The organism is Caulobacter sp. GW821-FHT05F04, assembly GCF_059419665.1.
Window position 1 is genome coordinate 495567 of record NZ_JBWKSF010000001.1, and the last position, 22224, is coordinate 517790.

Sequence of the window (22224 nt, forward strand, 5' to 3'; positions counted from 1 at the left end):
CTCCCCTCCCAAATGGGAGGGGAGTTCACATGACGGCGACCGCCGACGCGACATCCGGAGCGCGCCTGTCGCCCGTGGCCCGCGCCAAGGCCATCCTGGGCGGCTCGGCCGGCAATCTCGTCGAATGGTACGACTGGTTCGCCTACGCCGCCTTCACCCTCTATTTCGCGCCCGCCTTCTTTCCCAAGGGCGACCAGACCGTGCAGCTGCTGCAGGCGGCGGCGGTCTTCTTCCTGGGTTTCGTGGCCCGGCCCATCGGCGCCTGGCTGATGGGGATGTACGCCGACCATGCCGGCCGTCGCGCCGCGCTGTCGGCGTCCGTGGCCCTGATGTGCGGCGGGGCGCTGATCATCGCCGTCACCCCCGACTTCGGGACCATCGGCCTGTGGGCCCCAGCCATCCTCCTGTTCGCGCGCGTGCTGCAGGGCCTGTCGGTCGGCGGCGAGTATGGCGCCAGCGCCACCTATATGAGCGAGATGGCCGGCAAGACCCGCCGCGGCTTCTGGTCCAGCTTCCACTACGTGACCCTGATCGCCGGGCAGCTTATCGCGCTGGGCGTGCTGATCGTGCTGCAACGGACCCTGGCCGAGGCCGAGCTGAAGGCCTGGGGCTGGCGCATCCCGTTCGTCATCGGCGCGATCCTGGCCGTGGTGGTGTTCTGGATCCGTCGAGGCCTGGAGGAGAGCATCGCCTTCAAGCGCTCCGCTCAGCGCGAGAGCCTGTCACGCGGTCAGGTAGCCAGCGCGGCGGTCTTCCTGGCGCTGACGGTGATCGCCGGCGTCATGGGCGTCACGACTGGCCCGCTGGCCAAGCCCGGCCAGTATCTGGGCGCGTTGTTCCTGCTGGCGTTCTTCGTGTCGCTGATCGTGCCGCTCGTGCGCCGCCATCCGCGCGAGAGCCTGCTGATCATGGGCCTGACGGCGGGCGGTTCGCTGACCTTCTATGTCTACACCACCTACATGCAGAAGTTCCTGGTCAACACGGCCGGCTTCAGCAAGGGGCAGGCCTCGGAGATCAGCGCGCTCAGCATGATCGGCTTCATGCTGGCCCAGCCCCTGGCCGGCTGGCTGTCGGACCGTTTGGGCCGCAAGCCGATGTTGATCCTGGCCTTCGGCGGCGGCGCCCTGACCATCTGGCCGATCATGACCGGCATCAGCCACGCGACCTCGGTGTCGAGCGCCCTGGCGCTGATCCTGGCCGGCATGGCCTTCCAGTCCTGCTACACCTCGATCAGCGCCGTGGTGAAGGCCGAGATGTTCCCGGCCGAGATCCGCGCCCTGGGCGTGGCCCTGCCCTACGCCCTGGCCAACGTCTTGTTCGGCGGCACGGCCGAGATGGTCGCCCTGGCCTTCAAGCACGAGAAGATGGAGAGCACCTTCTATCTCTATGTCGCGGCGGTGATGACGGTCGGCCTCGTCTGCTCGCTCCTCCTGAAAGACACGATGCGCCATAGTCTGATCCACGAGGATTGATCGGCGTTTTCCGACTCTCCGCGTCCAGTTAGGTTGGCGTCATGCCGTTGCTCGACATTATCGTCCTGACCGTCTTCGCCGCCTGCTGGCTGCTGTACGAGCCTCTGCTCAAGCGGTTGGGCGAAGGCGGCGGCGTGCTCAACACCGACATGACCGTCATCCGCCGCCGGTGGATGCAGGAGATGGCGGTGCGCGAGGTGGCCCTGCTGGACGGACAGCTGTTGGGCCACGCGATCAATTCGGCCAGCTTCTTCGCCTCGTCGAACCTTATCCTGATCGCCGCCGCCGCCGGGGTGCTATTCGGCGGCGACAGCGCCTGGAAGAGCGTCGAGGGCCTGGCCGTGCTGGCCAAGACCTCGCCGATGATGTTTCAGATCAAGCTGGGCCTGGTGCTGGTGGCCCTGGCGCGTGGCCTGCTCGACTTCATCTGGGCGATCCGGCAAATGAACTACTGCCTGGCCGCCATCGGCGCCGCGCCGATGTGGGCGCCGGCCGCCGTGCTGGCCGAATACGCCGAAGCCGCCGGCGGCATCCTCAACCCCGCCCTGTCGGCCTTCAACGCTGGCGTTCGCGCCTACTACTTCGCCCTGGCGGCGGCCGTGTGGCTGCTGGGGCCCGCGCCCTTCCTGGTCGCCACCGTCGGAGCCATGAGCCTGCTGCTCTGGCGCCAACGCCGCAGCCGCGCCTCGATCGCCGTGCACAAGGTTCGCCAGATCCTGGAGCGCCAGCCCGTCGTCCACGGCCCGCATCTGGCCCATCTCGACGACGCGCCGCCGGAAGATCGAATTTAGGAAGATCGCGTTCGGCAAGCGGGGCCGGAAGGCCGCTGACACCCGCGCGGCGTTCTCCTGGCCGCGCCTCCAAAGACCTCAGCCAAGCTCCTCAATCGGCAGCCCAGATGCAATAAGCCCCGCCGGCGAATCGATCACCGGCGGGGCTAATGGGAAGTCTTGTGGGTAGACAAGACATTCTTACCTTAACTTGGGCGGCTTCGCAACCGCCCTGCGGCGGGAATCTGACATTTCGTTGTGAATTCGGTACGCAACTTACGATATTGTAAGGCGAGACTGAGTTTCCCACCCGGCGGTTGGTAATATCGAACCAAAACCTCCACCAGCCAACGAAAGAAATCCGGATTTTCGTTTTACAGAGTTACCTGAAACAGCATTAATTCTTAAGGCGACAATCAAAAGCAAAACTATGAAACTCTACTTTCCATACCCCGCTAAATAAGATCAATGCAGCACGCTTTTCTAAACATTGATTACACCCAAAGCCGGGCGAAATTTAACGATCATTCCCCGGCCAGGCGAAGCCCGTTGCGGTTTCTCGCCGGAGCGAGCGGTCCATCGCGGATCCAATAACGCCCGACTCCCGCATAGCGCGTGAATTTGAGGAACGGCGTCGCTATGGCGCTGTTTGTGGTCTCGCGTGCGGGCGACGCGGTATAGATTTCGCGACCTGATCTTTGCGGACCGTCCTTTCGCCGTTGCCCATGAAATCCCACCTGCTCGCGCTTTGGCGAAACCTTCCGGCCCCGCTCCGCCACGCGGCCCACGCGACGGTGCAGGCGCCCGGAGCTCTGACGAGGGCCGCGACCGAGGCGATCGAGAAGGAAATGGAAGCGGCCGCCGAGCGCCGCGCCGAGGCGCGCGCCCGACGACGCGCCCTGCGGCGCGACCTGCCCGCGACGCTGCCCGTGACCATCATCGGCTTCCATGGCGCCGTCCACGGCCTGGGCGAAGGCGCCCGCATGCTGGCGCGCGGGTTCGACGACGCCGGCCTGCCAACCCGGGCCGTGGACCTCTCGGCCCAGGTCGGTTTCCCGGTTGAGCTGCCCGCCGCCTTCCCCCCGCCCGCAGACGGCGAGACGGGCGTGGTCATCTCGCACATCAATCCGCCCGAGCTGCTGCGCTGGACCCGCGACACCGAAGGCCGACCGCTCGAAGGCCGCCGCCACATCGGCTACTGGGCCTGGGAGCTGGAAGACGCCCCGCAGGACTGGATACCCGCCTTCGATCTGGTCGACGAGGTCTGGACTCCCTCGGCCTTCGCCGCGAACGCCATCCGCAAGATCGCGCCACCGCGCGTCAAGGTCACGCCCGTCCCCTACCCCCTCTATCTGAACCCGCGTCCACCGGCCGACCGCGCCCGCTTTGGCCTGCCGAACGACCGTGTGGTGGTGCTCATGGCCTTCGACCTGCGCTCGACCGCCCAGCGCAAGAACCCGCCAGGCGCGCTGCGAGCCTTCCAGGAGGCCGTCAGGGCGGCCAACAGGCCCGCCCTGCTGGTCTGCAAGGTGGTCGGGGCGGATCTCTACGCCGAGACCTTCGAAACGTTGCGGCTACAGGTCGCCGACGATCCTTCGATCCGGCTGATGACCGAAAACCTGTCGACGCGAGACATGGCGATACTGACGCGCAGCAGTGACATCGTGTTGTCCCTGCACAGGTCCGAGGGCTACGGCCTGCTGCTGGCCGAGGCCATCTGGTTGGGCAGGCCGACCCTGGCGACGGGCTGGTCGGCCAACGTCGAGTTCATGGACCCGGCCTCCAGCCGCCTGGTCGACTTCGAACTGATCCCGGTCGAGGGCGACGGCGCGATCTATCGAACGGGCCGCTGGGCCGCCGCGGACGAGACCGACGCGGCCGAAAAGCTGGCGCGCATGCTCCGTGACGACGCCTGGCGCTCAGAGCTCGCCGCCGCGACGGCGCGCAACGGCCATGTCTCGTTCGATCGTGACGCCTGGCTGGCGATGACCGCTGGGCTTTTGCCGCTCGCCTAGCCCTTGGGCGCGGTCGCGACCGGCGCGTCGTCGCTCAAGGACTTCAGGTCGTTGATCGACTCCGGCGGCTTCACCTTGTCGGCCGATACCGGCGGGGCCGGCAGATCGGAGGCCGGCGGCCGGATCGGCGTCGTATCGCCAGCCTTGGGCTTCTTCGCCGCCATCGGCAGGGAGACATGGTCGAGCGTCTGGATGATCAGCTCAGTCGGCAGCATGCCCTTGTATCGAACCTTCCTGAAGTTCCGCTTCGGATCGTACGACTGGACGCCCGGCGCCAAGTCACCGACCTCGAGCGTGCCGAGTTGGGCCAACAACTGGACGCGACCGGTATATTCGATCGCGCGGCTGCGCACGAAGTTCAGTTGAGCGTTCAGCAGTTCGGCCTGGGCGTTCAGCACCTCGATCGTGCTGCGCAGGGCGAAACGCTCTTCCTCGCGGACACCGTAAAAGGCGACCGTGTCGGCCTTCATCTCAGCCTCGATCGTCACCAGGGTCCTCCGCGCGGCGACCAGATTGTCCCAATACTGCGAGACGCTGAGCACCATGTTGCGGCGCGCGTCCTCGATCAGCAGCTTGTCGCGGTTGTTCTCCTCCAGCGACTGGCGAACGGAGGAATTCAGCTGGCCACTGCTGAACAGCGGCTGGGTCAGGGTAATGCCCGCGGTGAGCGTGTCGGTGCGAAGGGAGGGGCCAACGTTTAGGGAATTGTAAGGGCTATTTGAATAGTCGGCACGCGCGGTGACAGAGAACAGGCGTTGCGCGCGCGCTTCGGCGACGCCCAGTCGCGACGACTCCTCGGTGTAGAGCGCGGCCATCAGCGACGGATTGTTCTTTTCGGCCGTGTCGAACGCTTCGTCCAGCGTGGCGGGCAGGCCGTCGATGTCAGGCTCCGGCTCCAGTTGCTCGGGCACGTGGCCCACCAGTGACGCGTAGTTGGCGACGCTGACGTTCAGCTGAGCCTGGGCGTTGGCGACCTGGGTGCTGGCGGCCGCGAGACGGGCCTTGGCCTGCTCAACGTCGGTCAGAGTGACCAGGCGCACCGAATATTTGTCCTGGGTGTCCTGTAACTGCTTGGCCAGCCAGGACTCGGCGCCGCTACTGATCCGCAGAACTTCGCGGTCGCGGTGAACCGATACGTAGGCGCTGGTCACCCGGACCAGCAGATCCATCTCCAGGCGACGCAGGCTCTCGCGCGAAGACTTGATCTGGGCTTCGATGCCGCCGAGACGCGCCGCATAGCGACCGTTCGTATAGAGGGCCTGGCTGACCGAGAGCTGGTTGGTCTGGGCCGCCCCCTCATTGGCGGTGTCATTCGGCAACCGCGCCAACTTCTGCCGGGTATAGTTCTCCGACACCGAGGCGCTGGCCTGCAGGCCATAGGCCGCGCGCGCCTGGGTGTAGTTCTCGTCCAGGGCGCGCATGGCGGCGCGCTGGGCCTGGATGTTCGGATTGCTCTGGTAGGCGGCGGTGATCGCGTCGGCCAGGGTCTCGGCGTGGGCGAGTTCGGCGCGACCGCTCACGGCCATGGCGATGGCCAGGGCAATGACGGACGAACGAACGGACAGGACTTTCGACAGCACTCGCGTTTCCTAGACTTGGGCGGAACTCACCGTAACCCGGCCTTCAACCCAAAATTTGTGGCTTAATCAAGAAGACGGCGGACCGTCTCCTCCCATGTGACATTCTTATCGCGCCAGAGATCGCGCGCGGCGCTCCCCAGTGACTTAGCCCGAACCTTGTCCGACGTCATGCGATCAAGCGCCTGCGCCAAAGCCTGGGGCGTCGGTTCGGCGACCGCGCCCGTGGCTTCGCTGACGATTTCCAGCAGGCCGCCGGAGTCGGTGACGGTCAGGACGGCCTTGCCCGAAGCGAAGGCCTCCATCGTGACGTAGCCGACACTGTCCTCGTCGAAGGGCAGGTAGGCGCAGGCCAGGGCGTCGTTGGCCCACCGCGCGATATCGGCGCGCGGATGGAAGCCGAAGCGCAGATCGACGCGGGCCTTCAGGTCCAGGTCCTCGACCAGCTTGGTCAGCCGGTCGGCATAGGCCTGGTTCTCCGGCGGACCGGCGATGACCAGGCGTGGGCCGTTCGGCAGCAGGGCCAGGGCCTCGATCAGCAGATGCTGACGCTTACCCGCCGCCACCCGGCCGCCGGCGAAGATGTAGTCGCCGTAGTCGCCGCCGGTGAACAGCTCACCGTCGTTCAGCGGCGGGTACAGAACCTCGCTGGACACGCCGTTGAACTTCATCAGGCGGTTCTGGGTGACCGGCGAGTTGCAGTAGATCTTCTTGCACTCAGCAAAACAGGCGTTGTCGGCCTGGCGGATCGCCGCCTTCACCGCCCTGCCCGTGTCGTCGAAGTCGAGGTGGCTCTGGCCGGCTTCGGACAGGTCATAGGCCTGGCGGAACTGGTGCAGCAGCCACAGCACCTTGTCCTGGTGCGGGATCAGATAGGCCGGGAATTTCAGGCCGATCACGCGGTCGACATTGTAGAGCCGCATGCCCTTGGAGATCAGCATCTCCTCGATCAGGCGCTCGGCGGGCTCCCAGGTGAACGGTACGCGCACCAGCTCGGACTGCACGCCGGGCGTGGCGTTCAGGCGGCGGACCAGATGGTCGGCCAGCTCCTCGGCCCCGCCGCGCTGGAAGGGCGCGGCGTTGTTGACGACCAAGACCTTCATGCGAGCACCTTCATGCGGTCAGCCGATCCACGACGGTGCTCCAGTCGATCTTCATCTCGGCCAGGCGGTTCAGCGAAGCGGTCCCCATCTTGGCGACGCCCTGCTTGTCCGCGTGCAAGCGGTCGAACTGCTCGGCCAGGGCCCGAGGATCGGGCGCGCTGATCAGGCCGTTGCGGCCGTGCTCGACCAGTTCCAGCACGCCGCCGGAATCGGTCGTCGTGATGATCGGCTTGCGGGCGTGGGCCCCTTCCAGCGACGGGTAGCCGTAGCTGTCCTCGTCCTTGGGCAGGTAGGCGATGGCCAGCGCTTCCTTCAGCATCTCCGCCTTCTCGTCCTCGCTGATCCAGCGATCCTCGAGGATGACGCGGTCCTGGACGCCGAGGTCCTTGGTCATCTGAACGAGCTGGCGGCCGTATTCGGCGCTCGACGCCGTGCCGGCCAGGCGTAGTTTCACGCCCGTCTTCACGTGCTGCATGGCCTCGATCATCAACGCCTGGCGCTTGTGCGGCTCCAGGCGCGAGATGGCGACGATCTCGTCACCATAGCCCGTGTGGGTGAAGCGCTCGGGCTGGTAGATCGGCGGATACAGCGGCGTGGCGTCCAGGCCGTTGAACGTCTTCAGGCGGTCGGCCACCACCTGGGAGTTGGTGAACACCGCCCGCGCTTCCGAGATCGCCCGGGTGTCGAGCGCCCGCAGGTTGTCACGGATCGCGCGGTGGTGGGCGTCGTCGGGCATGCCGCGATAGGGCGTGTCCCACAGGTCGTAGAAGGTGCGGATGTGGTGGATGAACCACAGCACCTTGTTGGGGTGATCGACCACATAGGCGGGCGGCCGGAAGCAGATCACCCGGTCGCACCATTGCGTCAGGTCCATCATCCGCCAGGTGGCGATCTGGTGCAGGATCTCGTTCGGATCATCGACGAACGGCAGATAGAACCGCTCGACCTCATGGCCGGCCTCGAGGAGCTTCTCCTCCAACCACTCGACGATGAAGCGCGCCCCGCCGTTGATGAACGGCACGATCGAGGACAGCAGGACGATGCGCATGGCCTAGACCAGCACCTGGTCCAGGGCGGCCACGACGCGGTCGATATCCGCTTCGGAGAGGCCCGCGTGGGTCGGCAGGTTCAGGCCATCGGCGCCGCAGGCCTCGGCCTGCGTCAGGTCGCCGGTCGCCAGATGGGCGTAGGGCGGCATGACGTGCATCGGGTGGAACACCGGCCGGCTCTCGACGCCCAGGGCGTCCAGATCCTTGATCACCTGGTCGCGCGAAGTCGAGAGGCCCTCGCCCAGGCGTACGGTGTACATCCAGAACACATGGCGGCCGGTGTCGGCGACATACGGCTTGATCACCCGATTGCCCAGGCGGGCCAGCTTCTCCTCGTACCAGGCCACGACACGCTCGCGGGCCGCCAGGTGATGCTCGACGCGCTCCAGCTGGGCCAGGCCGATCGCGGCCTGGATGTTGGTCATGCGGTAGTTGAAGCCAACGACGGGGAACCAGTAGCGGCGGTTCGGATCCATGCCCTGGCCGCGCAGCAGGCGCATCTTGGCGGCCAGTTCATCGTCGTCCGTGGTGATCATCCCGCCTTCGCCGGTGGTGATGATCTTGTTGCCGAAGAAGCTGAAGGTCGCGCAATCGCCCAGCGAGCCGGACATCTTGCCCTTGTAGGTCGCCCCGACCGCCTCCGCCGCGTCCTCGATGACCATCAGGTTGTGCTTGCGGGCGATCTCCAGGATCGGATCCATGTCGGCCACCTGGCCGTACAGGTGGACAGGCATGATCGCCTTGGTGCGCGGCGTGATCTTGGCCTCGATCAGGGCCGGATCGACGTTGAAGGTGCGCGGGTCGTTGTCGACCAGCACCACCGTGCCGCCGCAATAGGTCACGGCGTTGCAGGAGGCGATGTAGGTCAGGCTGGGAATGATCACCTCGTCGCCTGGGCCGATGCCCATGGCCACCAGGGCCAGGTGCAGCGCCGTCGTGCCGTTGTTGCAGGTGATGGCGTGCTTGACGCCGCAATAGTCGGCGAAGGCCTTCTCGAAGTCGGTGATGAAGCGGCCGACCGACGAGATCCACGTCGAGTCCATGCACTCCAGCACGTAGTCGCGCTCGTTGCCGTCGAGGCTGGGGGCGGCGACGGAAATCCGCGGCAGGCTGGTCAAGAACGCTCTCCTTTGATCTGGGCAGGCACGCCGATCGCCACGACCGCGTCCGGAAGGTCACGCACCACGACGCCGCCGGCGCCCAGGATCGTGTCGGCGCCGATGCGCACGCCCGGGATCACCCGCGCGCCCACGCCAAGGAAGGCCCGCTCGCCGATGGTGACGCCGCCGGCCAGGGCCGAGGCGGGCCCCAGATGGCAGGCCGCGCCGAGGTCGCAGTCGTGGTCGACGACCGCGCCCGTATTGATGATGGCCAGGTCGCCGATCCGGCTGTCGGCGTTGATCGCCACGCTGGCCATCACCGCCACGCCTTCGCCGATCCGCGCCGACGGCGAGATCACGGCCGAGGGGTGGATGGCGTTGACCAGGGTGAAGCCGAGCTCACGCGCTTTGACGCCAAGCTTCTGGCGCAGGCGGTTGGAGCCCAGCGCCACGAACAACTCGGAAAAGCCCTGCGCCTTCAGGCCGGGCAGTGCGAGGTCGTCGCCGACCACCGGAACACCCAGCACCTCGCGCGGCGTCGAATCGGCGTCAACGATCACCGCCACGGTCTTGCCAGAGGCGCGCAGGCTCTCGATGACCACCTTGGCGTGGCCGCCGCCGCCGATGAGGACGACGCCGGCGCTCATCAGTTCCTGGACCGACGGGCGATGTCGGCCTCGACCATTTCGGCGATCAGCGCCTGCATGGTGATCTTGGGCTCCCAGCCCAGCTTTTCCTTGGCCTTGGCCGGATCGCCCAGCAACAGCTCGACCTCGGCGGGTCGCAGGAACTTCGGATTGATGGTGACGTGATCCTGATAGTTCAGGCCGGCGGCGGCGAAGGCCACCTCGCACATCTCGCGCACCGTCCAGGTCTTGCCGGTGGCGACCACATAGTCGTCCGGCGTCTCCTGCTGCAGCATCAGCCACATGGCCTCGACATAGTCCTGGGCGTGGCCCCAGTCGCGCTTGGCGTCCAGGTTGCCCAGCTCGACCGTCTTCTGCTGGCCCAGCTTGATGGCCGCCACGGCGTCGGTGACCTTGCGGGTCACGAACTCGATGCCGCGCAGCGGGCTTTCGTGGTTGAACAGAATTCCGGCCGAGGCGTGCAGGCCGAAGCTCTCGCGATAGTTCACCGTCATCCAGTGGGCGTAGAGCTTGGCCACGGCGTAGGGCGAGCGCGGATAGAACGGCGTCTTCTCCGACTGCACCGGATGCTGCACTAGGCCGTACATCTCCGACGACGAGGCCTGGTAGAAGCGGGCCTGCGGGCACTCCAGGCGCACGGCTTCGAGCATGTTAGTGGTTCCGAGCCCCGTGACCGAGCCGGTCAGGTGCGGCTGGTCCCACGAGGCGCCGACGAAGCTCTGGGCCGCCAGGTTGTAGACCTCGTCCGGCTGCAGTCGGCGCATCAGGCGCGACAGACCGCCGGCGTCCAGCAGGTCGCCCAGTTCCAGGCGAACGTCGTCATAGACGCCGATCCAGCGCAGACGGTCGCCGATCACGTCGGCCGAGGCCGAGCGGCGCAGCATGCCGTGAACGGTGTAGCCCTTCTCCAGAAGAAGCTTGGCGAGATACGCCCCGTCCTGACCGGTCACGCCGGTGATCAACGCCGTCTTCGCCACGCTCTTGCAAACTCCAGTAACAACGAAGGGTCCTGACTACACTATTGGCGCCGATTGAAAAGCGGCGCGCGCGACATTTCCGTCGACGCGCGCCGCCCTCCGAAAGACGTTCGGAATCAGGTTGTTAAAAACCCGCGCCCTACTCCTCGCGCATGGTGGTGCGCAGGGTCTCGCGCAGCGGCGAGAAAAGGTATTGCAGCACCGTCCGCTCGCCGGTCGGCACTATGACCTGGGCCGGCATGCCGGCGGTCACCCTGTTGCGGAACTTCGGCGGCAGTTGCTTGACGTCGACGCGCACGATCCCGAGGAAATAGACCGTCTTGCCTTCCGGATCGGAGAGCCGGTCGCTGGAGATCGACTCGATCTTGCCGTTCAGGATCGGAATCTCGCGCGAGTGGAATGCCGGCAGGCGCACCTCGGTGGTCATGCCCGCATGCACATTGTCGACGTCGGTCGGCGCGAAGTGCGCCTGGATCACGAAGCCTTCGTCGTTCGGGGCGATGTCGACCAGCGGCTCGGCCGGGCGAACCACGGCGCCTTCGGTGAAGAAGTGGAGGTTCTGGGCCGTGCCGTTTACCGGCGAGACGACATTGATCCGGCGCTGCTGATCAGATGCGACCACTTCCTTTTCCGTCACCTCGGCCAGCTTCACGCGGGTCTCGGCGATGTTCTGGCTGACCTCTTCATAGAAGGTCTGCTTGATCTGCCGAATCTTCAGCTGGGTCTCGGCCATGCCCTGCACCGACTTGGCGCGGTCGGCCACCAGGCGGCCGATCGAGCCGGAGAGGTTGGCTTGCTCGCGCTCCAGCGCCAGCAGCCGCGGCCGCGGCACCAAGCCCTTGTCGTAGATCTTGCGCAGGTCGCCCAGTTCGTCCTGGATAAAACCTAGCTGATCCTTGAGGCCCTGGGTCTGGCGATCGATGCCCTCGATCTCGCTGCGGTATTGGTCCCGCTGCGAATTCATCAGGTCGACCTGGCCCTGAAGCGTCTGACGGCGCTCCTGGAATTGCGCCTGCTCGTCGGCCAGCACGCGCGCGACGATCGGATCCGAGCGCTGACCCAGCAAATCGGCGGGGAACGCGATCGAGCCCCGCTGATCGCGCTCGGCCAGAAGCCGGGCTTCCATGGCCTTGAGCGCGACGTACTGGCTGCGCGTGATGCCGGCGGCGGCGTTGGCCTGGGTCGGATCCAGCTCGAACAGCACCTGGCCGGCCTTCACCTTGTCGCCCTCGCGAACGAGGATCTTGCGGAGGATGCCACCTTCAAGGTGCTGGATGGTCTTGCGATTGCCCTCGGCGGAGATCACGCCGTTGGCGATGACCGCGCTGTCCAGCGGCGCGAAGGCGGCCCAGCCCAGCAGACCCACGAAGGTCACCAGGATGACGCCGTAGCCGATCCTGGCCACGCCTTTGTAGTTGTCCGTCGGACGCTTGATCGTGGGAAGCTTCATCTTGTTCTTGGGCCTGCTGGGCGCGCCCGCTGGCGCGCCTCTGGGAAAAGGACGAACGACGGTTAGTGGGCGCTCTGGATCGGCGTGGGCGCCGGCGACGGCGGTTGGGGCGGCGCGGCGCCGGACAGCTTGGCCAACATCACGTCACGCTCGCCGAAGTCGGCGATGACACCCTGGTTGACCACCATGATGTAGTCGGCCTGGGACAGCAGGTTCACCTTGTGCGTCGCGAAGATCACGGTGCGCTTGGCGGCCTTGAGACGGTTCATCGCCTCGGCCAGCGCTATTTCACCCAGCTGGTCGAGACTGGCGTTCGGTTCGTCGAGGACCATCAGGGCCGGCATCCGGAACAGGGCGCGCGCCAGGGCCACGCGCTGGCGCTGGCCGCCCGACAGGGACGCTCCGCCCTCGCCGATCGGCGTGTCGTAGCCGTTGGGCAGGGTCTGGATCAGTTCATGCACGCCGGCCAGGGTCGCCGCCTCGATGACTTCCTGCGGCTGGAACTCGGTGAAGCGGGCGATGTTCTGAGCGATCGTGCCCGAGAACAGCTCGATGTCCTGCGGCAGATAGCCGATGTGGCGTCCGAGCTTTTCCGGGTCCCACTGCTTGATGTCGTAGCCGTCGAGGCGGATGACGCCCGCGGTGCAGGGCCAGACGCCGACGACGCCGCGCAGCAGCGAGGACTTGCCCGCGCCGCTGGGACCGACAATGCCGACCGAGGTGCCGGCGTCGATACGGAAGCTGGCCTGGCGCAGGGTCGGGGTCTGCGCGCCGGGCGGCAGGATCGACGCGGCTTCGGCCGAAAGTACGCCGCGCGGGTCGGGCAGCGGCATGTGATCGCTGGTGTCGCGTTCCTCGCGCAGCATCGCTTGCAGGCGATCCCACGAGCTGCGCGCGCCCAGCAGGCCCTTCCACTGGCCCACGGCGCCTTCGATCGGGGCCAGGGCGCGGCCGACCAGGATCGAGCCGGCGATCATCGAACCGGCCGAGATCTTGCCCTGGATGGCAAGATAGGCGCCGCCGCCCAGGATCAGGGTCTGGACCACCTGGCGAAACACCTTGATGCCCGACATCACCGCGCCGCCGGCGTCGCTGGCCGAAGCCTGCCAGGCCACCTGCTCGTCGCGGCGAATGCGCCAGCGCGCCTGCAGGCCGCCCCACATGCCCATGGCCTTCATGACCTCGGCGTTGCGCAGGGTGGAGCTGGCGTCGTTCTGGGCGGCGATCGAGGCCATGGTGGCCATCTGGATCGGCTCCTTGGTGGCGCGATCGTTCATCACGGCCAAGCCAAAGATGATGATGCAGCTGATGATGGCCAGGACGCCGAAAAAGGGATGCAGCATCCACGACACGATGATGAACACCGGGGTCCAGGGCGCGTCGCAGAAGGCGATCAGGCCGCCCGTCATGAACTCGCGCACACTGTCCATGTCGCGGAACGCCTGGGCGCCCTGCCCGCGGCGATTCAGTGTCGAATCGAGCACCGCCCGGAAGATCGGATCGCGCACCAGGCCGTCGAACTTGAGTCCGCCCCGCACCAGCACCTGGGTGCGCAGCGCCTCAAGCAGGCCATAGATCACGAACAGGAAGATGCAGATCAAGGTCAGCACGACCAGCGTCGCGACGTTGCGGCTGGAGAGCACGCGATCATAGACCTGCAGCATGTACAAGGGGCTGACCAGCGCCAGGATGTTGATGAAGAAGCTGAACACCATGGCGGTGATCACCGCCGGTTTGGCGACTTCTACAGCTCGGTCTAGAGGCGTCTGAGCTGCAACGATTTTACTGGCCATGGCTTGCCTTGAAGAGTGAACGCGGGCGTGCGTCGGAACAGAAAACAACGCTTGGGCGCGGGATGATCATGTAAATGCGGCCGAACTAAGCACTACAGGCTCATACAGCAAAAACGCAACCTCCGACCTTGCGTCACCTGCGGCGGGATGGGTTTGGCGCCACGATTTGCGAAGGTCGCCTTGGCCTCCCGGCGGGTCCGTTGCGTCCTGCCGGACACGGCTGCGAGGAGAAACCATCCTGACCTCCGTCCGCCGCCACGCGCCGCGTGGCCGGGTAAGGCCGGTGTCATAGGCGAACCTCAAGCCGCGTCCAAGCCGGATCGCGCCTCAGGCGACGCCGAGAGCGCGCAGGATCGGCAGACGCTTCTCCATCGCGGTCGCGCGTTCGAACAGCTCGGCGAGGTTTTCCTCCGGCGTCGTCAGGGTGCGCCCGTCCTTCAGAAGCTGCTGCCCTTGTGAGGCCAGGAGGTCGTGTACGCCCTTGGCCCAGTCGGCCGGCGTCTTGCGGCCTTGACCGCGCATCACGAGGAACAGCTGCTCGAAGCGGTCGACAGCCACGCCCCCGCCGGTCACGGGACTGGCCAGATAACCGGTCTCCGATCGCGACCGGCTCCGATGCGCCAGGAAGGCGTTGAGTTTCTCGACGTTGGACTTGGCCTTAGAGATAGTCTTGTCGTCCTGGACCACGGTCACCGTTCCGGCGCCCGTTAGGATGGCCATCGCGGCTGCGACTTGCGGCAGGCTGAGGCCCGCCGCCTGCCCGGCCACCTCGATCTGGATGAAGGTCTTGATCTGGTGGTCGGCCAGGAAGTCCAGCAGCGGACCATAGACGTTCTGATGGAGGCTCACCTCGCCCTGCGCGGCGCTCAGGCTCAGCTTGACGTCAGCGCGGGGCGTGGTGAGCAGGAAACGCTGGCTTCGGATGAACTCGGCCTGCTCCAGCGAGGACAGGACACGGGCGCCGCGCACCCAGAGATCGCGTCGGAATTGCTGGGATGTCAGGAAGTCTCGCACCGTCTCGCGCAAGACGGGATCCTCTTGCGCCGCGACCAGCTGGATCTGCGCAGGGGTCAGGTTGATGCTGTCCTGCTGGTCGAGCAAACTCGCCGAACACGCGTAGGAAACCTTGGCCGGCTCCAGCCACTCGGACATTTCCGAGAAGTACATCGGCTTCCAGTCACGGTTCATGTACTCGTGCGCTAGGTACTGTCGATTCATCCCCTTCAGCTTGTCGAACCGGTCGGTTAGCCCCGGATTGCCCCGGATGTAGGCCGGATCGGCGGCCACAAGTTGATCCATGAAGGCGAAGGCCTCATCGATGCGTTGGGTGACCTTGGTCGATGGCGAACCCCTCTGGTCGCCGTGCTGCTTCATCAGGTGGCGCAACGGCGCGGCAGCGGACCATCCCGGCAGGGTATTGTAGCTGATGTAGAGAACGCCGCCGACGGCGAGCTTGCGGCGCACGAAGTCGACGATGATCTGGCGGTTCTCGTCGGAGATCCACGACCAGATGCCGTGCAGCGCGATGAACTCGAACTCCGGCAGGTCGTCGCGACCACAGAATTCCGCGAACGCCTGGTCATAGAGCCGCGCGTTCGAACCGCTGCGCGCCGCCAGTTCCTGGGCGTAACCGGCCTGGGCCGGATTGAAGTCGGTGCCCCACCATTGCACGCCCGGTTGGGCGGCGGCGTGGATCGCGACGGACAGCCCTTGGCCGAAACCCAGTTCGCACGCATTGCGCAGCGGCGGGGCCACCGCCCCGGCCATCGCCAGGCCGTAGTTCGTTCGAACCGGGTTGAAATCCGGATAGTAGCCGAAGGTGTAGTTGACGTCGGTGACGTAGCCGGCGTTCCAGGACATGCGCGGATTCCTTGATGAGCCTCTCGCATAGCGTGGGTTTTCGACGGTCCAAAGCCCAAAGATCACCAAAACGAAAAAGGCCCCCGGATTGCTCCGGGGGCCTTTCCCTTAGTTCAACTCAAACTTGGGAAGCGATTAGCTGCCGAAGTTGAAGTCGGTGGCGACCAGCGCGGTGCCCGGGCCGGTAACCAGCTGGACGACCATGTCGGTGCCGGCGGTGTAGGCGCCATCGTGGTTGACGTCGACAACCACGAAGTGGGTCGTCGCGGTGCCGGTGAGCTGGATGTCCAGCACGCCGCGCACCAGACCGCCGCCGTCCTTGAACAGGTTGGCAGTGCTGGTCAGGTAGGTGCCGACCGCGGCGATGTCAGCGACCGTGGCGTTGGCAACGCCCTGAGCCGAACCGACGAAGCCCGCGATCTGGGTCAGGTCGAGCTTGTCGACGCCAGCGCCGTTGAAGCCGGTGATCGTGTCCATCGTGCCCTTGTTGCCAACGCCAGCGGCGTTGGTGGCGTCGAAGGTCGAGTCGCCAGCCTTCAGGTTCACGATGTCGTTGCCGGCGCCGAGGGTGACCGCGTCGCCGCCCTTGCCCGCGTTGATCGTGCCACCAGCGCCACCGGCCGTGATCGTGTCGTTCGCAGCGGTGCCGATGATGTTCGTGATCTTCGTGGTCGAACCCGTCGCCGTCAGACCGCCGGTGTTGGCGCTGGCGTCGATGCCGATCGTGCCGCTGGTGATGGCGGCGGCGTTCACGGTGACCGTACCGTTACCCGTCACATTGACCTGCTTCAGAGCGTCGGAGCCGGCGCCGAAGGTCAGGCTGTTGGTCGAGGTCGAGGTGCCAGCCAGCGAGTTGATGTTGACCGTCTCAACGCCCGCGGCGGTGTAACCCGTCACGGTGGCGCCGCCCTTGCCGGCGGTGCCCAGGTTCAGGTTGATGACGTCCGACGTACCCGTGGCCGTGGTCAGGGTGGTGGTCAGAGCGGTCGTACCGGTCGTGGCGTTGAAGGTCGCGTTGGCGCCGATGCCCGTCAGAACGACAGTGCCGCCCGTGACGTTGATGTTGGCGAACGAGGTCAGCACGCCGACGTCGTAGTTGGCGCCGTTGATGGCGGCATTTTCGAAGCTGACGAACTGAGCCTTGTTGCCGGCAGTCACGATGCCCGCGGCGTTGAGGCCCAGGGTATCCGTACCGTCACCACCGTTGATCGTGGCGCCGGCGGTCGGAGCGTTCGACAGGACCAGGGTGTCAGCGCCGGCGCCGAGGTCGACGACGGCGGTGGCGCCCAGGGTGCCCGTCAGGGTCAGGGTGTCAGCGGCAGAGCTGCCCTTGACGCTCGTCAGAGCCGAGCTGGCCAGGGTAGCCGTCAGGCCGCCGGTCGAAGCCGAAGCGTCGACGGTCTTCAGCGCGGTGCTGCCGATGGTGCCGAGGCTCACGGCGCCAACGCCGGTGACGTTCACGGTGGCCAGGGTGTTGGCGGTCGTTTCCACGATGCCGACGCCGTCACGGGTCGAAGCGCCGTTGTTGGCGAACACGGTGTTCGAGTACGTGCCGTTCAGCGTGATGGCGCTGGTGGCGGCGACGTTCAGGGTGGCGACAGCCGAGCCGACCTTCAAGGTGCTGACGGTAGCAGCGGCCGAACCGGTGTTGCGCAGCGTCAGCGAGGTGCCGGTGCCGCCCGAGGTGTCGATCGCCAGGTTGCCGAACGTGTTCTGGGTGTTGCCCGAAACGTCGACCGAGGTGGCGCCAGCGCCCGTGATCGTCTGGGTGACGATGGTGTTGGCGGTCGGAGTGGCGTCGCCGACGGTGCCGTTCGTGGTGGTGTTCAGGGCGCCGAGGGTGACCGAACCGATGTTGGTGACGGTCAGGTTGCCCGTGCCGCCGGCCGAGATCTTGCTGACGCCCGAGAAGCCCGAAGCGTCGACCGTGATCAGGTTACCGGCGCCGGCGGCGACGGTGTTGTTGACGACGACGTTTTCAACGCTCTTCAGCGTCAGGCCCGACACCGAGGTGCCGCCCGTGATGTTGCTGACGACCGTCAGGGTGTCGGTGCCCGAACCGCCGTCGATCGAGTCGCCGAGGTTGACGGTGGTGGCCGTGGCGCCCAGGGCGTCCAGGCTGCCGACGAAGGTGTCGTCGTTGGCGGTGCCGATCAGGGCGTCCAGGCCGACCTTCAGGGCGAAGGCTTGGCCGGGGGTGCCCGGGGTGCCGCTGCCCGAAGCGCCGTAGGCAGTGAACAGGTTGATGCCGGCGGTGTTGTTGGCGGTCAGAACGCCGTCGTCAGCCAGATCCTTGATCAGGTTGTTGGCGGCGGCGGCGTACGAACCGACGCCAGCGCCGTTGTTGTACGTCGTGGCGAGGTACATGATTTCGCCAACGATCGCGGCCTTGACGGCCAGATCGAGGTCAGCGGCGCTGGTGGTGGCCGGCAGGTTGGCCTTCACGTAGCTGGTGTAGTAGGCGATCGACGAAGCGCTGGTCAGGAAGCCAACGGCCGAATCGACATTGATGCCGGCGGCGGCGGCCGCGGCGTTGCCGATGATGATGTTGTAGGCGGCCTTAGTGGCGTCAGCGACCGACAGCGAGCCGTACGAGGCCGAGAACGAGGTCTTGGCGGCCGCGTTGCCCAGGGCCAGAGCGACCGATTGAGCGATGAAGCGGTTTTCGCCGTTCAGGTTGGCTTGAGCGCCCGTGCCGACGAAGGCGGCGTTCAGGAACTTCAGGCCGTCTTGGCTCGGCGCGACGCCGGTGAAGAAGGCGTAGGTTTCAACGCTGACGGCCGTGGTGATGTCCGAGGCCAGGTCGATGGTCTGAGCCAGCGCTTGCGCGTCGGTCAGGGTGCCAGCGGCGTTCTGGTTGGCCAGAGCGGTCAGGGTCAGGGTTTGAGCGGCGCTCGGGGCGGTGCCGGCATTGGCGTTCGCGAAGAACGTCTGCAGCTGAGTAGTCGTATAAGCCATTTGGCTTGTCTCCCAAAAAGATCCCACACCCCCCGCGACCTATTGGCACGCATGGGAGCAGCGACGGCTATAGAGCAAACGTCATACGTCGACAATAGCCGAATTCGTGGGGTACAGCATTTTTCTAACCGGTACAGCAAATTCCTATGTCGCGTTCCTTGAACCCCCGCGACGAACCGGGTATATAAGATAAGGATTTCGGACGTCGGTGATCGAGCGCGCGCACGCGCTCCGCACGGCGGACGGGGCGTGAGGTCTTTATTATGTATGGTAATCCGCAACGCCGCAGCACCTCGGAGGTGCAAGACCTCCGCCGCGAAGGGGGGCGCTGGCTGAAAGAACAGCGCGAGGCCGTCGGCCTGTCGCAGCGCCAGCTCGCGGCCAAGGTCGGCGCCGACTATTATACCTTTATCTCACAGCTTGAGACCGGCCGCGGCCGCATTCCGCCCGATCGTTATCGGGATTGGGCGCAAGCGTTCGAGGTTCCCGAAAAGACCTTCGTCCGCGAGCTGCTGCGCTTCTACGATCCGATCACCTACGAAATCCTGTTCAGCGAAGCGTAGTTCGGTTAGTGTCGCCCTGCCGGTGGGGGCCGGCGTTGTTCTTAGGCGTGGGGAAACCACCACCGCATGACCGCTCAGGTCCTTTCGTTCTTCCAGCGCTCGCCGCGCTACGCGCCGAAGCCGTCCGACTGGACTCAGCAGGAACTGGCTGAGTTCTATCGCGTCGAGAGCGCCCTGATCCGGGCGGGCATCCGCGTCGGCACCGACCGCGGCATGAGCGACGAGAACGAGCCGTGGTTCGTCTTCTATCGGTCGGACGACGGCGAGGTGGTCATCCACTTCGCGCGCATCGACGGCGAGTACATCATCGCCGGCCCCGCCTACGAAGAGATCGCTCGCGGCTTCGACTTCACGGCCCTGGTGCGCAACATGGTGTCGCGCCACCCGCTGATCCGGCGCGCGGATAGCGGCAGCAACATCTCGGTCCACCCCGCCGCCCTGCTGGTGGCCGTGGTCGGCACCGCCTTCTTCAAGACGGGCGAGGCCCGCGCCGGCGAAACCGGCGCCAGCAACGCCCAGTCGGGTCACAGCCGCCCCGTCCTGCTGTCGTCCAGCTCGAACGCCGGCCTCAGCAACGGCGTCGCGCCAATCGCCGCCTCGCAAGCATCGACCTACGACACCGTCCAACTTCCCGCCAACCAGGCCGTTCTGGTGCTGGCCGCGGCCCTACTGGCGTCCGACTACAAGACCCAGACCGTGGCCATCGATCCGTCGGCGAGCGCCGCGATCACGGCCGCCGCCGCGTCGCTCGACTTCAGCGGCGTCGGGCAGCCCGCCGTGGTCACCATGGACAGCGGCCTGTCGCTGAACAGCGCGCCACACATCACCCCCGTAGAGAGCACGCCGGCCCAGACCGTTTCATCGGTGCTGTCGCTAGTGGCGATCCTTTCGACCCTGCCGCAGACCTCGGGTGCGACCGCGGCCGAGGCCGTCGTCGGTGAGACCAGCAAGGGCGGCCACGACCACGTCTCGGGCCTGCCCGCGCCGCCGACGGACAGCGCCAGCTGGACGATCGATGTTCGCCTGGACCTGTCTTCCGGCAGCCTGCCTTCGGTCGAGGCCGTGCAGTTGGTTCGCGCCGTCCTGGGTGACCAGGGCGACCGCAAGATCACGGTCATCGAGGTCTCCAAGCTACCCGACGTGCTGGCCGACATCGTCGGACGCGGCCAACATTACTCGACGACGCCCGCGCCTACGGATCTTGGCGGGCCGGCCGCGCCGGAATCCCCGACCACGCCGACCTTGCCCGTCGACACCGGGGACTCGAACACGCCGATCGTCGATGTGACGCCGCCGGCCGAGACGCCGAAGCCGGAAGCTCCGGCCTATGCATCGCCGGACATGGTCAAGCAGTTCATCGACTACTTCATCGCCCACGCCCCCGTGGTCGAGATTGTGGTCAACGGCGCCGAGATCATCATCCTCGACAGCCGCGTCCTGCATAACATCAATCTGATCAGCCACCTCGACAGCATGACGTTCGATTTCGCGGACGGCAGCACGATCAGTCTGGTCGGCGATCATTCGTCGTTCCTGCACGACGGGAATCTGATCTAAACAGTCGCGGTCGCGCTCTGGTGGCGGGCGTCGCGGTTATTCGGCCGGGACTTGTCGAGAACGGCTTAGGAAAATTGACTTGAGGCCCGTACGCCTGGACATGGCGATCCGCTCCGCCATGCTTCCCCCGCAGTCCGCGACCTCGGTCGCCGACCCCGCACCGCAACCCGCCGGCCCGCCGCCGCGCCGCCGCTTCGGCTTCGCCCGGCGACTGCTGGGGCCGGTGCTGTCGCCTGTCGCCAACTATGCGCGTCGCTATCTTCAGGCCAGCGTCGAGCATGAGCTGCGCGAGACGCGCGGCCACTTGAACGCGCTATCGGCCGAGTTGCAGGCGGTCAACCTGCGGCTGGACCAGACGCACGCCCTGCTGCACATGGCGCTCAAGCAGAGCGATGAGGCCACCCGCGCGCTGTCGGCCCATCTTTCACGGCTGGAACCGCCGCTGGCGCGCTTGGAAATGCGCGGCGACCAGTTCGGGTCGGAGCTGGCCCGTCTGCCCGGCCTGTTCGGCCCGCGCTTCGACGAGCTGGAGATCAAGGCCCGACCGCTGATCCACTACGACGCCGAGTCGACCGCCATCCGCATGCGCGACGGCTACATCCTGGCCCCGACCGCCCTCCCCACCTTCGTGACGATGCTGGCCAACGCCACCAGCCGTGGCCTGGAGCCCGGCACCGGCGACGTCCTGCGTCGCCTGATCCAGCCGGGCATGGTCGTCGCCGATGTCGGCGCCAATATCGGCCTGCTTACTTTGATCATGGCGTGGGCCGCTGGCCCAGCCGGCAAGGTCATCGCCTTCGAGCCCGAGGCGATCCCGCGCGCGAACCTCGAGAAGATGCGTCACCTCAACGGTCTGTCCTGGGTCGAGGTGCGCGATCAGGCCGTCGGCGCGCAGGCTGGCCAGCTGACCTTCCACGTCAGCGACATCATCGGCCACAGCTCGCTCTACGCCTTGCCCGAGACCGAGGGCTCGCGCGAGATCCAGGTCGAGGTCGTGCGCCTGGACGCCGTGGCGCAGCGCATGGACGTGGTCAAGATCGACGTCGAGGGCGCCGAGCTGGACGTGCTGGCCGGCATGTCGGGCCTGATCGCCAAGAACAAGGACCTGGCCATCATCGCCGAGTTCGGCCCCGAGCACCTCAAGCGCGTCGGCCAGACTCCGGCCCAATGGTTCAAGGCTTTCGCCGATTCCGGCTTCAAGGCCTACATCATCGATGAGGCGACGGGCGCGGCCGAGCCGACCAACGCCAAGGCCGCCGCCAAGGTGGTCTCGGCCAACATCGCCTTCGTGCGCGCCGGCGGCGACGCCGAGAAGCGTCTGCTGCGGCGCTGA

General features: G+C 66.2%; 16 protein-coding genes. 6 read left to right on the forward strand and 10 right to left on the reverse strand.

Annotated features, from left to right (window positions below; all coding sequences use genetic code 11):
* The first annotated feature begins 29 nt into the window (after nt 1-29).
* The 3 genes from AC07R7_RS02495 (at nt 30) to AC07R7_RS02505 (ending at nt 4257) form a co-directional block, all read left to right on the forward strand.
* Nucleotides 30-1472, forward strand: a complete 1443-nt coding sequence (locus tag AC07R7_RS02495; RefSeq protein ID WP_494634010.1) for an MFS transporter — start codon at nt 30-32, stop codon at nt 1470-1472.
* Nucleotides 1473-1513: 41 nt separating this feature from the next.
* Nucleotides 1514-2263 (forward strand): DUF599 domain-containing protein, encoded by a 750-nt coding sequence (locus AC07R7_RS02500; protein WP_492883157.1) that lies wholly within the window; start codon nt 1514-1516, stop codon nt 2261-2263.
* A gap of 704 nt (nt 2264-2967) precedes the next feature.
* Nucleotides 2968-4257 (forward strand): glycosyltransferase family protein, encoded by a 1290-nt coding sequence (locus tag AC07R7_RS02505; RefSeq protein ID WP_494634012.1) that lies wholly within the window; start codon nt 2968-2970, stop codon nt 4255-4257.
* Here AC07R7_RS02505 and AC07R7_RS02510 read toward each other — a convergent pair.
* The 10 genes from AC07R7_RS02510 to AC07R7_RS02555 form a co-directional block, all read right to left on the reverse strand.
* A complete protein-coding gene (locus AC07R7_RS02510) occupies nt 4254-5783 on the reverse strand; it encodes a TolC family protein (protein WP_492883153.1) in 1530 nt (509 codons plus the stop codon). The two genes, AC07R7_RS02505 and AC07R7_RS02510, sit on opposite strands and share 4 nt — an antisense overlap.
* Before the next feature lie 116 nt (nt 5784-5899).
* Nucleotides 5900-6937 carry a glycosyltransferase family 4 protein gene (locus tag AC07R7_RS02515; protein WP_494634014.1) on the reverse strand — a complete coding sequence of 346 codons (1038 nt, stop codon included), beginning with the start codon at nt 6935-6937 and terminating at the stop codon, nt 5900-5902.
* Nucleotides 6938-6947: 10 nt separating this feature from the next.
* On the reverse strand, nt 6948-7985 hold the full coding sequence (locus AC07R7_RS02520; RefSeq protein WP_492883149.1) for a glycosyltransferase family 4 protein: 1038 nt from the start codon (nt 7983-7985) through the stop codon (nt 6948-6950).
* Nucleotides 7986-7988: 3 nt separating this feature from the next.
* Nucleotides 7989-9104 carry a DegT/DnrJ/EryC1/StrS family aminotransferase gene (locus AC07R7_RS02525; RefSeq protein WP_494634016.1) on the reverse strand — a complete coding sequence of 372 codons (1116 nt, stop codon included), beginning with the start codon at nt 9102-9104 and terminating at the stop codon, nt 7989-7991.
* A complete protein-coding gene (locus tag AC07R7_RS02530; RefSeq protein WP_494634017.1) occupies nt 9101-9733 on the reverse strand; it encodes an acetyltransferase in 633 nt (210 codons plus the stop codon). Before AC07R7_RS02530 ends, AC07R7_RS02525 begins: the two co-directional genes overlap by 4 nt.
* Nucleotides 9733-10710, reverse strand: coding sequence for a GDP-mannose 4,6-dehydratase (gmd, locus tag AC07R7_RS02535; RefSeq protein ID WP_494634019.1), 978 nt, complete (start codon nt 10708-10710; stop codon nt 9733-9735). Before gmd ends, AC07R7_RS02530 begins: the two co-directional genes overlap by 1 nt.
* A 139-nt stretch (nt 10711-10849) precedes the next feature.
* Nucleotides 10850-12160, reverse strand: coding sequence for an HlyD family type I secretion periplasmic adaptor subunit (locus AC07R7_RS02540; RefSeq protein WP_492883141.1), 1311 nt, complete (start codon nt 12158-12160; stop codon nt 10850-10852).
* Nucleotides 12161-12222: 62 nt separating this feature from the next.
* Nucleotides 12223-13953 carry a type I secretion system permease/ATPase gene (locus AC07R7_RS02545; RefSeq protein ID WP_494634021.1) on the reverse strand — a complete coding sequence of 577 codons (1731 nt, stop codon included), beginning with the start codon at nt 13951-13953 and terminating at the stop codon, nt 12223-12225.
* Nucleotides 13954-14280: 327 nt separating this feature from the next.
* Nucleotides 14281-15813: a methyltransferase regulatory domain-containing protein gene (locus tag AC07R7_RS02550; RefSeq protein WP_494634023.1), complete on the reverse strand. Its 1533-nt coding sequence runs from the start codon at nt 15811-15813 to the stop codon at nt 14281-14283.
* 135 nt (nt 15814-15948) lie between these two features.
* Nucleotides 15949-18771, reverse strand: a complete 2823-nt coding sequence (locus AC07R7_RS02555; RefSeq protein WP_492883135.1) for a beta strand repeat-containing protein — start codon at nt 18769-18771, stop codon at nt 15949-15951.
* A gap of 263 nt (nt 18772-19034) precedes the next feature.
* On the opposite strand from AC07R7_RS02555, the gene AC07R7_RS02560 reads away from it, so the two are divergent.
* The 3 genes from AC07R7_RS02560 to AC07R7_RS02570 all read left to right on the forward strand — a co-directional run bounded on the left by AC07R7_RS02560 (nt 19035) and on the right by AC07R7_RS02570 (nt 22224).
* The gene (locus tag AC07R7_RS02560) at nt 19035-19334 is read left to right on the forward strand and encodes a helix-turn-helix domain-containing protein (RefSeq protein WP_494634024.1); all 300 of its coding nucleotides are present in this window, start codon (nt 19035-19037) and stop codon (nt 19332-19334) included.
* A gap of 66 nt (nt 19335-19400) precedes the next feature.
* Nucleotides 19401-20891, forward strand: a complete 1491-nt coding sequence (locus tag AC07R7_RS02565) for a hypothetical protein (RefSeq protein ID WP_494634026.1) — start codon at nt 19401-19403, stop codon at nt 20889-20891.
* Between the two features lie 79 nt (nt 20892-20970).
* Nucleotides 20971-22224, forward strand: a complete 1254-nt coding sequence (locus AC07R7_RS02570) for an FkbM family methyltransferase (protein WP_494634027.1) — start codon at nt 20971-20973, stop codon at nt 22222-22224.

Bases quoted from the DNA above. Each gene is read 5' to 3' on its own strand.
- AC07R7_RS02560 (WP_494634024.1), top strand. From the start codon at position 19,035: ATGTATGGTAATCCGCAACGCCGCAGCACCTCGGAGGTGCAAGACCTC.
- AC07R7_RS02565 (WP_494634026.1), top strand. From the start codon at position 19,401: ATGACCGCTCAGGTCCTTTCGTTCTTCCAGCGCTCGCCGCGCTACGCG.
- AC07R7_RS02545 (WP_494634021.1), bottom strand. From the start codon at position 13,953: ATGGCCAGTAAAATCGTTGCAGCTCAGACGCCTCTAGACCGAGCTGTA.
- AC07R7_RS02495 (WP_494634010.1), top strand. From the start codon at position 30: ATGACGGCGACCGCCGACGCGACATCCGGAGCGCGCCTGTCGCCCGTG.
- AC07R7_RS02500 (WP_492883157.1), top strand. From the start codon at position 1,514: ATGCCGTTGCTCGACATTATCGTCCTGACCGTCTTCGCCGCCTGCTGG.
- AC07R7_RS02505 (WP_494634012.1), top strand. From the start codon at position 2,968: ATGAAATCCCACCTGCTCGCGCTTTGGCGAAACCTTCCGGCCCCGCTC.
- AC07R7_RS02520 (WP_492883149.1), bottom strand. From the start codon at position 7,985: ATGCGCATCGTCCTGCTGTCCTCGATCGTGCCGTTCATCAACGGCGGG.
- AC07R7_RS02530 (WP_494634017.1), bottom strand. From the start codon at position 9,733: ATGAGCGCCGGCGTCGTCCTCATCGGCGGCGGCGGCCACGCCAAGGTG.
- AC07R7_RS02515 (WP_494634014.1), bottom strand. From the start codon at position 6,937: ATGAAGGTCTTGGTCGTCAACAACGCCGCGCCCTTCCAGCGCGGCGGG.
- AC07R7_RS02550 (WP_494634023.1), bottom strand. From the start codon at position 15,813: ATGTCCTGGAACGCCGGCTACGTCACCGACGTCAACTACACCTTCGGC.
- AC07R7_RS02540 (WP_492883141.1), bottom strand. From the start codon at position 12,160: ATGAAGCTTCCCACGATCAAGCGTCCGACGGACAACTACAAAGGCGTG.
- AC07R7_RS02555 (WP_492883135.1), bottom strand. From the start codon at position 18,771: ATGGCTTATACGACTACTCAGCTGCAGACGTTCTTCGCGAACGCCAAT.
- AC07R7_RS02510 (WP_492883153.1), bottom strand. From the start codon at position 5,783: ATGGCCGTGAGCGGTCGCGCCGAACTCGCCCACGCCGAGACCCTGGCC.